We start from the raw sequence: 12438 nt of genomic DNA on the forward strand, positions 1-12438 counted from the left end.
ATGACAATCTGGAACCTCGGCTCGATCAACGCGGATATGGTCTATGACCTGCCGCATCTGCCTGCGCCGGGGGAAACTCTGGCCGCCCTTGGACTGGATCGGTTTCTGGGCGGCAAGGGGGCCAACATGTCGGTGGCTGCGGCTCGGGCCGGATCGCGCGTCAGCCATATCGGTGCTGTTGGCCAGGATGGGCGCTGGGCGAAGGATCGATTGACGGAATATGGCGTGGATACACGCTTTATCTCAGAGGTCGATTTGCCAACCGGACACGCGATCATTGCGGTGGATGCTGAGGGCGAGAATCTGATCATCCTGTATCCCGGTGCCAATCATGCGTTAGAGGTCAGCGATCTGGGACAAGCGCTATCCTCAGCAAACACGGGCGATCTGCTGATCCTTCAGAATGAAACCAACGCACAAGTGGAAGCTGCGCAACTGGGGCACCGGCTGGGGCTAACCGTGTGTTACGCCGCAGCGCCGTTTCAGGCAGAGGCTGTGAAGGCGGTTCTTCCCTATCTGGATTTCCTGATCCTCAACGAGGTCGAAGCTGAACAATTGCGCCAAGAAACCGGCTTAAGCGCCGCTGATTTGCCAGTGCGGCACGTCATCGTCACGCTGGGCTCAAAGGGCGCGCGGTATTTACAGCAGGGCAGCGAACCGGTCGAGTTTGCGGCACATAAGGTGCAAGCGGTGGATACAACAGGGGCAGGCGATACCTTCACCGGCTATGTACTGGCAGGAATGGATCGTGGAATGCCGATGGAACAGGCTATTCTGCAAGCAAACCGCGCCGCGGCCCTGATGGTCACGCGGCACGGAACGGCTGATGTTATCCCCGATTTGAAAGAGGTGCGCGACGCGTCCTTTGACTAAGATCCAACAAACGGCGCGTCAGTACCCCAAAGCTGTTTGACGCGCGCGTCACGGCCGCAGGCTTTGCGGTAAGCTTTGTATGCGCTGTGCTGTCGCTTCGGCCCGAAGCGGGTCAAAATCAGTTTGTTCCCCTTGTAGTAATCCTGATGATACGCCTCGGCTGGGTAAAAAGTTCCTTCGCTCAGGATCGGCGTTACCACTGTCTGGCCCAGGGCCCGCTGCGCATCTGCTTTTGCTTTCTCGGCCAAAGCTTTTTCCCCTGTGTTAGAGACGAAAATCGCAGTGCGATAGCTATCACCGCGATCGCAGAACTGACCTCCGGCATCTGTGGGGTCGACCGAGCGGAAGAACATGTTCAGAAGCGTTTCCCGTGAGATTTGAACTGGATTGAACGTGATCTGAACCGCTTCATAATGGCCGGTTCCTCCTTTTGAGACCTGATCATAAGTGGGATTAGCTGACTTGCCGCCGGTATAGCCTGAAACGGCCTCGATGACGCCGGGGACAGACTCAAAATCAGATTCAACGCACCAGAAACATCCTCCGGCTACTGTCAGAGTTTCTGTTCCCGCCGCGGGCGCAGGCAAAGCGCGCAGCATCGCCGCCAGTGCGATCAGCGTGAACAGAAGGGCTGGTTTAAGCGTGTCGAGGTAAGCAGTCCGTGTCATGTCAGGTCTCCTTTCACGACCAAGGTGACCCGACTTGGATCAACATGCAATTGCCTGACATCCCATGTCACGCGCTGGTGAGGCGAGTTTATCAACTTCAGCCAAGTCCGAAGAAACCTTGTGTATCGCAGTCAAAAGACCTTTTCTGAGATGTGGTGATGCAAGCTTGGATTCAGGATCGATGACACAGGATATGCAGGTTTCGACGCGCGTGCTGGTCATAGTTGCGCCCAGCTTCAATATGGCGGCCACCATGGCGTTCATAGATCCTTTTCGCGCCGCCAACTATCTGGATGGAAAGCCTTATTTCAAATGGGACTTCGTATCAGAAGCAGGCGGTTTCTGTGTGTCCAGCAACGGTGCTGGCATCGAAACTCAACCGCTTGACGCGCTTTCGTTCACCGAGGCTGATATTGCCATTGTCTCTTCCAGTTGGACACCAGAACGGCACCTGACATCCAAACTGGGAACAGCTTTGCGTAAACTTGCGCGCAGCGGCGCGACTTTGGGCGCATTGGATACCGGCGCCTTTATTTTGGCGCAGGCCGGGTTATTGAACGGACGGCGCGCCACCGTTCATTACGAGCATATCGATGCCTTGCAGGAGCTTTATCCGGAAGTCGAGGTCGTTGAGAATCTTTATGTTATGGACGGCAATCGGCTTACCTGTTGCGGTGGCTCTGCAGCAACTGACTTTGGCCTGCAGATTCTTCAGGGGATACATGGCAGCGCCCTTGCCAATGCAGCGGCCAGATACGTTTTTCACGATCGTTTGCGCGGCCCCACGGAACAACAGCAACCCCAAGGAACCGAGCCTTTGGGAACGACAGTGCCCGCCAAGCTTAAAACGGCGATTCAGGTGATGGAAGCCAATCTTGAGGAGCCCATCCCCGTTCCCCAGATTTGCAAACGCGCGGGAATCTCTCATCGCCAACTGGATCGGCTGTTCGCGACCTACATCAAGAAAACGCCCGCGCTTTACTATCGTGACATTCGCTTGGATCGGGCACGTGGCCTGGTCACGCAGACCGAGCTTCCCATTGCAGAGGTCGCTCTGGCGTCGGGCTTTTCCAGCCCGGTGCATTTCAGCCGGGCTTATAAAGAAAGATTTGGCCTGCCCCCCACGCGCGACAGGGTCGAGGGCAGAGTTCCATTCGAGTTCCGCGCTTGGCCGATGCATCGCAAGCCCAAAGACTGACGCCATCGGGATCATCAAGTTGGCCAAAACGGAAAATAATAAGGCGTAAAAAGTTAAGAGACGAACCAAGACTCAGAGGATCATACGCGCCACACGTCAATCATTGGGGCAAAGCCTGCCCCTGAGCTGTGGAGCCACCCATGAGCCAGCTGCCGTCCAAAACCCAGTTCGAGCGGATTTCCGATGGTTTTAGCACCGATCCCTTCAATACCAGTTCCCTGAAGGCCGAAGCCTATGTCGATCCGTCCTGGTATCAAGTCGATCAAAACGAAGTGCTAACCAAGACCTGGCAATGGGTGTGCCACGTTGAAAAGCTGCGCGTTCCGGGGTCATACACAACCGTCGAAATCGCCGGACGTCCGATTGCTGTCGTGCGCGACCGCGAGGGCACATTGCGTGCGTTCTATAATGTCTGCAAACACCGCGCACATCATCTGTTGTCGGGCGAGGGCGAAACCACGCGTATAATGTGCCCGTATCACGCTTGGGTCTATAAACTGGACGGCCAGTTGGTGCGCGCGCCCGAGACCGAGAACCTGGCTAATTTCAAAACATCGGATATCTGCCTGGACCAAGTACAGGTCGAAGAGTTTGCGGGGTTCATATACGTCAACTTAGACCCTAACGCAGCAACTTTGCGCGAAGTTTCCGGGAATCTGGAAACCGAAATCCGCCATTGGGCACCGGATATCGAGCAGCTGACATTTGGTCATCGCCTGACCTATGACATCAAGTCGAACTGGAAGAACGTCGTCGACAACTTCCTTGAATGCTACCACTGCCCGACAGCGCACAAGGATTTCTGTGATTTGGTCGATATGGACACCTACAAGGTGACCACATACGGCATCTACTCCAGCCATATGGCCGAGGCGGGTAAGGGTGCTAACACCGCTTATGACGTGTCCAATGCCACAGTACGAACCCATGCAGTTTGGTGGTTGTGGCCCACGACATGTTTGATGCGCTATCCGGGGCGGTCTTCGATGATCGTGCTGAATATTATCCCGATTGGTCCTGACCGGACGCTCGAGACTTATGATTTCTTCCTTGAAACCCCGGAACCAGACGAAGCCGAACTGGAAGCCATCCGCTATCTTGATGAGGTTCTGCAACGCGAAGACATCGACATTGTCGAAAGCGTACAGCGCGGTATGAGCACTCCGGCCTTTACGCAAGGCCGGATCGTGCATGATCCCAATGGCTCGGGCAAATCGGAACATGCGGTGCATCATTTCCATGGGCTTGTACTGGATGCATATGCAAAGGCTGCGCCGTGACACAGCCCAACATCGTTGTGATCATGGCCGATCAACTGGCGCCGCATTTTTGCGGCGCTTACGGCCATCCAACGGTCAAGACCCCAAACATCGACGCGCTTGCCGCACGCGGGATGCGATTTGACGCGGCCTATTGCAACTCACCTCTTTGCGCGCCGTCGCGATTTGCGTTCATGGCCGGGCAGCTGATCAGTCGCATCGCGGCATATGACAACGCCAGCGAGTTTCGTGCCTCGGTCCCGACCTTTGCGCATTACCTCAAGGCGCTGGGCTACCGGACCTGCCTGTCGGGCAAGATGCATTTCGTTGGGCCAGACCAGAAACACGGGTTTCAGGACCGTGTGACAACCGACATTTACCCCGCCGATTTTGCCTGGACCCCGGACTGGGAAGCCCCGGACGAGCGGATCGACAAGTGGTATCACAACATGCAAACCGTCAAGGAAAGCGGTGAGGCGGTCGCCACCTTCCAGACGGATTATGACGACGAGGTCGAATTTGCCGCGCGTCGCTGGTTGATCGACAGGGGCCGCGATCGGGCGGCTGGGGACAATGCTCCGTTCTGTATGGTGGCCAGCTTTATCCATCCGCATGACCCCTATGTCGCCAAGCCCGAGTGGTGGAACCTGTATTCCGACGCAGACGTCCCGATGCCGGAATTTACACTGACGCCCGAAGAGCAAGACCCGTTCTCACGTCGCGTGATGGATGGGATCGAGGCAAGCTATGTCCCTCTGAACGAGGAAGAAATCCGCCGCGCGCGTCGCGCTTATCTGGCCAATGTCAGTTACTTTGACAGCAAGGTCGGCGCGATGGTCAAAGCTTTGAAAGACATCGGCGCGTTAGACAATACCATCGTCATCGTCACCGCAGACCACGGCGATATGCTGGGTGAGCGTGGGTTGTGGTACAAGATGAATTTCTTTGAACACTCGGCCCGTGTGCCGCTGATCATGGCGGGTCCCGGTGTTGCCAAAGGCTGTGCTGCCAACGCCTGTTCCCTGCTCGACCTGTTGCCGACATTTGTGGACATCGCCAGCGGTTCTGACGCGATCTTCGGGGAGCCGATTGATGGCCGATCCTTGATGCCGCTTGTGCGCGGAGAAGCTGACCCTGTGGATGAAGCCATCGGCGAATATTGCGCCGAGATGACGCCTTATCCGGTATTCATGATCCGACGCGGGCCGTTGAAGTATATTCACTGCGACCCGGACCCACCTCAGCTTTACGACCTGTCCAAGGATCCGTTGGAAAAGGTGAATGTGGTCGATGACCCGGCTTACGCTGAACATTCCGCAAAGTTTGCTGAAGACGTGGCGCGACGTTGGAACAGCGAAAGCCTGCGTGCGGACGTCATTGCAACGCAAAAGTCCCGGCGCGCCTTGCACGCCGCGATGGAGGCGGGTGCCGGAGAGGCCTGGGACTACACCCCGCCACGAGACGCCACGCAGGAATATGTACGCAATCACATGGATTGGACGGTTGCAGCGACTCGCTATCGCTATCCGCCATTGAAGGAGACCAAAGAATGATGCTGGACGGCAAAACAGCGCTTGTAACCGGTGGGCGCGGCGGAATCGGGCGCGCGATCGTGGCACGTTTTCTGCGCGAAGGCGCGCGGGTCTATGCGGCTGATTTGACGCCAGAAGGATCCTTGTCAGCCCATGATGACGACGGCAGCATCTTTGTGAAACTGGACGTCACGCAAGAAGCTGATGCGATTGCCGCGATGGAACAGGTTGGTGCGGAAGCTGGCCAATTGGACATTCTGGTCAACGCCGCTGGTATTGAGATCGAGAAAACTATCGAACAGACCACGTTGGAGGAATGGAACCAGTCCTTCGCTGTGAATGTCAACGGCACGTTTTTGACCTCAAAACACGCGTTGCCACTGTTGCGCAAAGGGGCCACGTCGGGAACGTCAGCCTCGATCATCAATTTCGGGAGTTACGATGGGTTCATTGCGGACCCCGGCCTTGCCGCCTATTGCGCGACCAAAGGTGCTGTTCATGCACTGACGCGTGCAATGGCGTGTGATCATGGACCGGAAGGTATTCGTGTGAATGCCATATGCCCCGGCTATGTCGACACACCCATGTTGCAGAGCTTTTTCACCGGCGATGGCTCGGGCGGTGGCGGCAAGACCATCGACCAGTTGCAGCAGGCCGTGCGCGATGTGCACCCGATGCGCACATATGGCACGCCCGACGACATCGCGAATCTGGTGAATTGGCTGGCTTCGGACGAGGCTCGATATGCCAGCGGTCAACTTTGGGTTCTGGACGGAGGGCTGAGCGCACAAGTCCAGCAGATGAAGCTATGAGCAAACCGGTCATCATTACATGTGCTCCGACTGGCGGGATTCATACGCCGACCATGTCAGAACACTTGCCCATCACGCCAAACGAAATCACCGAGGCCAGTATTGGTGCCGTCGAGGCCGGGGCTGCGATCATCCATCTTCATGCCCGCAATTCGGAAAACGGTCGACCAGATCCGGACCCTGACCTTTTCATGCAGTTCCTGCCCCGCATCAAACAAGCAACCGGTGCTGTGATGAATGTCTCAACCGGTGGCGGGTTGGGCATGACCCGCGAAGAACGCCTGCGTGCGGCATTACGGGCCAGCCCCGAAATGGCCAGCATGAACATGGGCTCGATGAACTTCGGCATCTTCCCTATGATGCAGAAATATTCAGGCTGGAAACATGACTGGGAACCCGAGTTTCTGGACATGACCCGCGACTTCATTTTCCGCAACACGTTTGCTGATATCGAATATGCGATGAAGGAATTGGGCGAAGGTCACGGCACGAAATTCGAATTCGAATGCTACGATTTGGGACATCTCTACAACCTGGCTTGGGTGGTGGATCAGGGTTGGGTAAAGCCGCCATTTTTCATCCAGATGGTTTTTGGGATTCTGGGCGGTGTTGGTGCCGACCCCGATAACTTGATGCACATGCACACAATTGCCGAAAAGTTGTTTGGAAATAGCTATGAATGGTCGGTGCTGGCCGCAGGTCGCCACCAGATGGCCTTCACGACACAGGCCGCGATTCTTGGTGGCAATGTGCGGGTTGGGCTGGAAGACAGCCTTTACATCGGGCCCGGCGAAAAGGCGAAGTCCAACGCTGATCAGGTCCGCAAGATTCGCTCAATCATCGAAAATCTTGGCCTGACGGTCGCTACACCGGACGAGGCCCGCCAACGTTTGGGCCTGAAGGGCAACGACCAGACCGCTTTTTGACGGGGGAAAGATATGCAGACGAAGATGCTTATTAACGGAGAGATGGTTGAGGGTCAGGGCGATGCTCTGCCCGTTCTGGATCCATCCACCGGCGAGACAGTAACCCATGTGCCCGAGGCAACGCCCGAGCAGATCGAAGCCGCAACACGTGCTGCCCATGAAGCCTTTGACACCTATCGGCTTGTCACGCCCGCCGAGCGGTCGGGATATCTGCATACGATTGCGGATGTAATGGAAGAAAATACAGATGAATTGTCCGAGTTAGAGACACTGGACGTCGGCAAGCCGTGGCCGATGGCCCGCGATGAAGAGATGCCTCTGACCATCGACACTTTCCGCTTCATGGCCGGTGCCTCACGCGCGATAAGCGGGTCAGTGGCCGGAGAATACGCGGCGGGCCACACATCGATGATCCGCAAGGATCCTATTGGCCCTGTGGCGTCCATCGCACCGTGGAACTATCCGCTTATGATGGCAGCATGGAAGATCGCTGCGCCCCTGGCGGCGGGCTGCACCATAGTAATGAAACCGTCCGAAGTCACACCGCTGGCCACGCTGCGGCTGGCAGAGTTGCTGGCAGATGTACTGCCCAAAGGTGTGTTGAACGTGGTCCATGGTCGGGGCATGTCGGTTGGTGACAGCCTGATCAATGACCCACGGATTGAAGGGATTTCAATCACCGGCTCTCCTGCGACCGGAATGGCCGCGATGCGGGCGGCATCCAACCAGATCCGCCATGTGCATCTGGAACTTGGGGGCAAGGCACCGGTCATCGTGTTCAATGATGCTGATATCGACGCCGTGGCCGAGACGATCCGATACGGTTCGTTCTTCAACGCAGGTCAGGATTGTGCTCAGCCCTGTCGGGTGATGGTGCAGGATGATGTATATGACAAAGTGGTTGCTGCTGTCGCCGATCAGGTTGCTCAGATCAGGATCGGTGCGCCAAAGGCAGATGGTACAGAAATGGGGCCTATCGTATCAGCCGCCCAACGCGACCGGGTCGCCGGGTTCGTCGATCGCGCCCGCAGCAGCGCTGAAATCGCCGTAGGCGGCAAGGTTGGTGAAGGGGAAGGGTTCTTCTATCAGCCGACCGTTGTCGCAAATGTGGATAATAACGCTGAGATCGCGTGCAGCGAGGTGTTCGGCCCGGTCGTGACTCTGTCGCGATTTACCGAGGCGGACGACGCCCTTCGGATTGCAAACGCGGGGCGGTACGGGTTGGCGTCGTCTGTCTGGACCAAGGATGTCTCGACCGCGATGAAGATGGCGGCGCAGCTGCGGTACGGCATGACCTGGGTGAATACGCACGGAATGCCGGCAGCGGAAATGCCCTGGGCAGCGATGAAAGGGTCAGGCACGGGTTGTGACATGTCGGTTTATGCGCTGGATGCTTACACGTCCGTGCGCCATGTGATGGTGGCACACTGATGCGGTTGGCTGGGAAAAGAGCGCTTGTAACAGGTGGGCGGCAAGGAATCGGCCGAGGAATAGTCGAAGCCTTTCGCCGTGAAGGCGCGACAGTGACGACATGTGGACGCGGGGCGCGGCCTGATGGGTTGGCTGACGACATCATCTGGTATCCGCTGGATGTCACGGACACGGACGCTGTCGAAGCGTTGGCCGAGGCCGCAGGCGGCATCGACATTCTGGTGAATAATGCTGGTGTGCAGGTCGAAAAGACTGTTCCAGACAGTTCGGACGCGGATTGGGACGCTGTGATTGGCACCAATTGCAAGGGCGTCTTCAATATGTGCCGGGCTTACATACCGCGGATGGATGAGGGCGCTGCGATCATTAATATAGGCTCTATTTCAGGGAATACCGCTGATCCGTCCATGGCGCTTTACAACGCGTCCAAGGCATTTGTGCATGGCTTGACCCGTTCTATTGCGGTCGATCACGGGCCAAAGATCCGCTGCAACGCGATTTGCCCCGGATGGATTGAAACAGGAATGCTGGACGCCGCGTTCGAGTTGGCCAATGACCCTGATGCCGCGCACAAGGATGCGATTGCCCGCCATGCTGCAGGTCGTTTTGGGAAACCCGAGGATATTGCGAGCATGGCGGTCTGGCTGGCTTCGGATGAGGCAAGCTTTGCCACAGGTCAGCTTTTCACCGTGGATGGTGGTATGACAGCAGCTTCACCTTTGAACCCGGGATTGTTCTGATGGAAATACAGCACACGGCCTGCTTGGGCGGAGGCGTCATTGGCGCTAGTTGGGCAGCTCTTTTTCTGGCATCCGGGCGTTCTGTTGCCCTCTTTGATCCTGACCCGAACGTCGAAAGGAAAGTATGCCAGTATGTAGAGAATGCATGGTCGACCCTTGGTGCGCTGGGCTTGACGGAGAATGGAAACCCGGACGCCATCACGTTTCATTCCAGCGCTGCTGCCGCAGTGGCTGATGCGGGATTTGTTCAGGAAAATGTGCCTGAGCGTTTGCAGATAAAACATGCAACCTTTGCCGAGATTGAGCCTGCTTTGTCCAAGGGCGCAATCGTCGCCAGCTCTGCATCGGGTCTAACACTTGGCCAAATGCAGCCTGGATGGTCTGACCCGTCGCATTTTGTTTTGGGGCATCCCTTCAACCCACCGCACCTAATCCCGCTGGTTGAGGTGATGGGGAATGAGAAAACTTCCGATGGTGTGGTTGATGCGGCACAGGCGTTTTATGAAAGCGTGGGTAAGACCACGATCCGGGTCAACAAAGAGGTGCCCGGCCATGTAGCAAACCGGTTACAAGCTGCTTTGTGGCGTGAAGCCATTCATCTTGTGGTGTCGGGTGTTGCGTCGGTCGAAGATGTGGACAAAGCCGTCTGGGCAGGACCGGGTGTAAGGTGGGCGGCGATGGGGCCGACCATGTTATTCAACCTCGGCGCTGGCAAGGGTGGGTTGAAAGCCTTTTGCGACCATTTCACCGATACGTTCAATGGATGGTGGGATGATTTGGGTCAGGTCTATTTGACTGATGATGTCGCCCAGCAGCTTACAGAAGGTGTGATGGCTGAGGCCGCAGGGAAAACCCAAGCCGAGCTGTCCGAGCAACGGGACGCGTTGATTCTGGCAATGCAGAAATCCATTGCAGAATTGCGCTGAGTTTAGCCGAGCAGCTGACCCAGCTTCATCGCGACGCCCATATTGCCCGAAATCTTGAGCTTGCCCATAGCGACACCCGTCATCGGGTTCAGTTTCCCTGTCAGCAGCTTGGTCAGGTTGTCTTGTGAGATACGGATGGTGCAATCCGTGTCCTGATCCTGCGTCGTGGCCTGATTGTCGGCCAGAACAATCACCCCGTCTGCGCCACAGTCGAATTTCAACGAGCCATCAAAGGTTTTGCCGTTCAGGCCCTTTTGAATTCCATCAGCGATGTCTTCAAGCATCCGGGTTCCTTTCGCAGTTTCCGAATGCGTAAAGGGTCAGACGGCGCGCAGGCAAGGCTGACCCAACGGGAGCTTGGCTTTATGACGCACCAAGCATCTGCGTTGTGCGATCGCAGGCCTGACCATCGTAAAAGGCGTCGAGAACAGCCTGAAATTCGACCGGAGCATCCGCGACAGAAGAAAACAGCGTCATCGAAGATCGAAGCTTCTTTGCATCAACCCCACCCAGAATGTCAGCCGCATCTCGCCCTTTGTGCGACAGCATCAGCGACGCTGCTTCCGTCAGCCGACGGCGCAGTTCAGGGTGGTTCAGATAGCTCGTTGCCTCGTCCAGATCTTCTATGCCGTAAAGCTGCGCCATATGAGATTGGCCCAGCTCGGCCAGTTGCGGAAACACAAACCACATCCAGTGGCTGGTTTTCTGCCCCTGTTCCAATTCACGCAGGACATCGGCCCAAACCGTGTCCTGCGCCTCAATGAACATATCGAGTTCGTCGTCGTTATCGTCTTCGTCGATCACTTGGACAAACGCTTGTCGCGTGCGGCCAGAAGTTTCAGGCGTAGTGCGTTCAGCTGGATGAAACCGGCTGCGTCTGTCTGATCGTATGCACCAGCGTCTTCCTCAAAGGTCACGTGCGCCTCGGAGTACAGCGAGTGATCCGACCAGCGGCCTACGGTCGAGGCCAGACCCTTGTACAGTTTCACACGAACGGTGCCGGTGACATGCTCTTGCGATTTGTCGATGGCGGCTTGCAGCATCTCACGCTCGGGCGAATACCAGAAGCCATTATAGATCAGCTCGGCATATTGCGGCATCAGCTGGTCTTTCAGGTGCATCGCGCCGCGGTCCATGGTGATGGATTCGATCCCGCGATGCGCTTCCAGCAGGATGGTGCCGCCGGGTGTTTCATAGATGCCGCGCGACTTCATGCCCACGAAGCGGCCTTCGACCAGATCCAGACGGCCAATGCCGTGCTTTCCGCCATATTCGTTCAGCTTGGTGAGGATGGTGGCCGGGCTCATCGCTTCGCCATTGATGCTGACCGCGTCACCTTTTTCAAAGCCGATCTCGATGAACTCGGGCTCGTTTGGCGCATCCTCGGGATGGACGGTGCGCTGATAGACGTAGTCAGGCGCCATGTCGGCAGGGTCTTCCAGAACCTTGCCCTCGGACGAGGTGTGCAGCAGGTTCGCATCGACCGAGAACGGAGCCTCGCCGCGCTTGTCCTTGGCAATCGGGATCTGGTTCTGTTCCGCAAACTCCAGCAGTTTGGTGCGGCTGGTCAGGTCCCATTCACGCCAGGGCGCAATCACCTTGATCTCGGGATTCAGGGCGTAAGCTGCCAGTTCAAAGCGAACCTGATCGTTGCCCTTGCCGGTCGCGCCGTGCGCAACAGCATCGGCACCGGTGGCCTCGGCGATCTCAACCAGGCGTTTCGAGATCAGAGGGCGCGCGATCGACGTGCCCAATAGATACAGCCCTTCATAGACCGCATTGGCGCGGAACATCGGGAAGACAAAGTCGCGCACGAACTCTTCGCGGATGTCCTCGATATAGATGTTCTCGGGCTTGATCCCCAGCAGTTCAGCCTTTTGGCGGGCGGGCTCCAACTCCTCACCCTGACCCAGATCGGCGGTGAAGGTCACGACCTCACAACCATACTCGGTCTGCAGCCATTTCAGAATGATCGAGGTATCAAGGCCACCGGAATAGGCCAGAACAACTTTCTTGGGCGCGGACATCTGACTTCCCTTTATGCGTAGAACGATTGGCCCCTAACGGGTTTTG

General features: G+C 56.8%; 13 protein-coding genes. 9 read left to right on the forward strand and 4 right to left on the reverse strand.

All coding sequences use genetic code 11. From position 1 onward, the window contains the following. The gene (locus GOV91_RS04785; RefSeq protein WP_171178668.1) at positions 1–873 is read left to right on the forward strand and encodes a ribokinase; all 873 of its coding nucleotides are present in this window, start codon (positions 1–3) and stop codon (positions 871–873) included. Here GOV91_RS04785 and msrA read toward each other — a convergent pair. Next, positions 870–1541, reverse strand: coding sequence for a peptide-methionine (S)-S-oxide reductase MsrA (msrA, locus tag GOV91_RS04790; RefSeq protein ID WP_171234640.1), 672 nt, complete (start codon positions 1539–1541; stop codon positions 870–872). The two genes, GOV91_RS04785 and msrA, sit on opposite strands and share 4 nt — an antisense overlap. 181 nt (positions 1542–1722) lie before the next feature. Between msrA and GOV91_RS04795 the strand changes: the two genes are divergently transcribed. The 8 genes from GOV91_RS04795 (at position 1723) to GOV91_RS04830 (ending at position 10365) form a co-directional block, all read left to right on the forward strand. Further along, positions 1723–2739 carry a GlxA family transcriptional regulator gene (locus GOV91_RS04795; protein ID WP_217352014.1) on the forward strand — a complete coding sequence of 339 codons (1017 nt, stop codon included), beginning with the start codon at positions 1723–1725 and terminating at the stop codon, positions 2737–2739. 140 nt (positions 2740–2879) lie between these two features. Next, positions 2880–4019, forward strand: coding sequence for an SRPBCC family protein (locus GOV91_RS04800; RefSeq protein WP_171234641.1), 1140 nt, complete (start codon positions 2880–2882; stop codon positions 4017–4019). After that, positions 4016–5551 carry a choline-sulfatase gene (gene betC, locus GOV91_RS04805; protein ID WP_171234642.1) on the forward strand — a complete coding sequence of 512 codons (1536 nt, stop codon included), beginning with the start codon at positions 4016–4018 and terminating at the stop codon, positions 5549–5551. Before GOV91_RS04800 ends, betC begins: the two co-directional genes overlap by 4 nt. Next, entirely contained in the window at positions 5548–6342 is a 795-nt protein-coding gene (locus tag GOV91_RS04810; RefSeq protein ID WP_171234643.1) for an SDR family NAD(P)-dependent oxidoreductase, read from the forward strand. The genes betC and GOV91_RS04810 overlap by 4 nt, the downstream gene beginning before the upstream one ends. Next, positions 6339–7268, forward strand: a complete 930-nt coding sequence (locus tag GOV91_RS04815) for a 3-keto-5-aminohexanoate cleavage protein (RefSeq protein ID WP_171234644.1) — start codon at positions 6339–6341, stop codon at positions 7266–7268. The genes GOV91_RS04810 and GOV91_RS04815 overlap by 4 nt, the downstream gene beginning before the upstream one ends. A 12-nt stretch (positions 7269–7280) precedes the next feature. Further along, entirely contained in the window at positions 7281–8699 is a 1419-nt protein-coding gene (locus GOV91_RS04820) for a gamma-aminobutyraldehyde dehydrogenase (RefSeq protein WP_171234645.1), read from the forward strand. Continuing rightward, positions 8699–9439, forward strand: a complete 741-nt coding sequence (locus GOV91_RS04825) for an SDR family NAD(P)-dependent oxidoreductase (RefSeq protein WP_171234646.1) — start codon at positions 8699–8701, stop codon at positions 9437–9439. The genes GOV91_RS04820 and GOV91_RS04825 overlap by 1 nt, the downstream gene beginning before the upstream one ends. After that, positions 9439–10365, forward strand: a complete 927-nt coding sequence (locus tag GOV91_RS04830) for a 3-hydroxyacyl-CoA dehydrogenase NAD-binding domain-containing protein (RefSeq protein WP_171178641.1) — start codon at positions 9439–9441, stop codon at positions 10363–10365. Before GOV91_RS04825 ends, GOV91_RS04830 begins: the two co-directional genes overlap by 1 nt. 2 nt (positions 10366–10367) lie before the next feature. Here the strand turns inward: GOV91_RS04830 and GOV91_RS04835 are convergent, their stop codons facing one another. The 3 genes from GOV91_RS04835 to GOV91_RS04845 form a co-directional block, all read right to left on the reverse strand. After that, positions 10368–10649, reverse strand: coding sequence for an SCP2 sterol-binding domain-containing protein (locus tag GOV91_RS04835; RefSeq protein ID WP_171178639.1), 282 nt, complete (start codon positions 10647–10649; stop codon positions 10368–10370). A 79-nt stretch (positions 10650–10728) separates the two neighbouring features. Beyond that, positions 10729–11133 (reverse strand): DUF1810 domain-containing protein, encoded by a 405-nt coding sequence (locus GOV91_RS04840; protein ID WP_171178866.1) that lies wholly within the window; start codon positions 11131–11133, stop codon positions 10729–10731. A 32-nt stretch (positions 11134–11165) separates the two neighbouring features. Continuing rightward, on the reverse strand, positions 11166–12392 hold the full coding sequence (locus GOV91_RS04845; protein WP_171178636.1) for an argininosuccinate synthase: 1227 nt from the start codon (positions 12390–12392) through the stop codon (positions 11166–11168). Between the last annotated feature and the right edge of the window lie 46 nt (positions 12393–12438).

This window comes from Ruegeria sp. HKCCA6837 (assembly GCF_013034475.1).
Classification (GTDB): Bacteria; Pseudomonadota; Alphaproteobacteria; order Rhodobacterales; family Rhodobacteraceae; genus Ruegeria.

Coding starts and splice junctions, on each gene's coding strand:
- GOV91_RS04785 (WP_171178668.1), top strand. CDS start 1: ATGACAATCTGGAACCTCGGCTCGATCAACGCGGATATGGTCTATGAC.
- msrA (WP_171234640.1), bottom strand. CDS start 1,541: ATGACACGGACTGCTTACCTCGACACGCTTAAACCAGCCCTTCTGTTC.
- GOV91_RS04795 (WP_217352014.1), top strand. CDS start 1,723: ATGACACAGGATATGCAGGTTTCGACGCGCGTGCTGGTCATAGTTGCG.
- GOV91_RS04800 (WP_171234641.1), top strand. CDS start 2,880: ATGAGCCAGCTGCCGTCCAAAACCCAGTTCGAGCGGATTTCCGATGGT.
- GOV91_RS04810 (WP_171234643.1), top strand. CDS start 5,548: ATGATGCTGGACGGCAAAACAGCGCTTGTAACCGGTGGGCGCGGCGGA.
- GOV91_RS04815 (WP_171234644.1), top strand. CDS start 6,339: ATGAGCAAACCGGTCATCATTACATGTGCTCCGACTGGCGGGATTCAT.
- GOV91_RS04820 (WP_171234645.1), top strand. CDS start 7,281: ATGCAGACGAAGATGCTTATTAACGGAGAGATGGTTGAGGGTCAGGGC.
- GOV91_RS04825 (WP_171234646.1), top strand. CDS start 8,699: ATGCGGTTGGCTGGGAAAAGAGCGCTTGTAACAGGTGGGCGGCAAGGA.
- GOV91_RS04830 (WP_171178641.1), top strand. CDS start 9,439: ATGGAAATACAGCACACGGCCTGCTTGGGCGGAGGCGTCATTGGCGCT.
- GOV91_RS04835 (WP_171178639.1), bottom strand. CDS start 10,649: ATGCTTGAAGACATCGCTGATGGAATTCAAAAGGGCCTGAACGGCAAA.
- GOV91_RS04840 (WP_171178866.1), bottom strand. CDS start 11,133: ATGTTCATTGAGGCGCAGGACACGGTTTGGGCCGATGTCCTGCGTGAA.
- GOV91_RS04845 (WP_171178636.1), bottom strand. CDS start 12,392: ATGTCCGCGCCCAAGAAAGTTGTTCTGGCCTATTCCGGTGGCCTTGAT.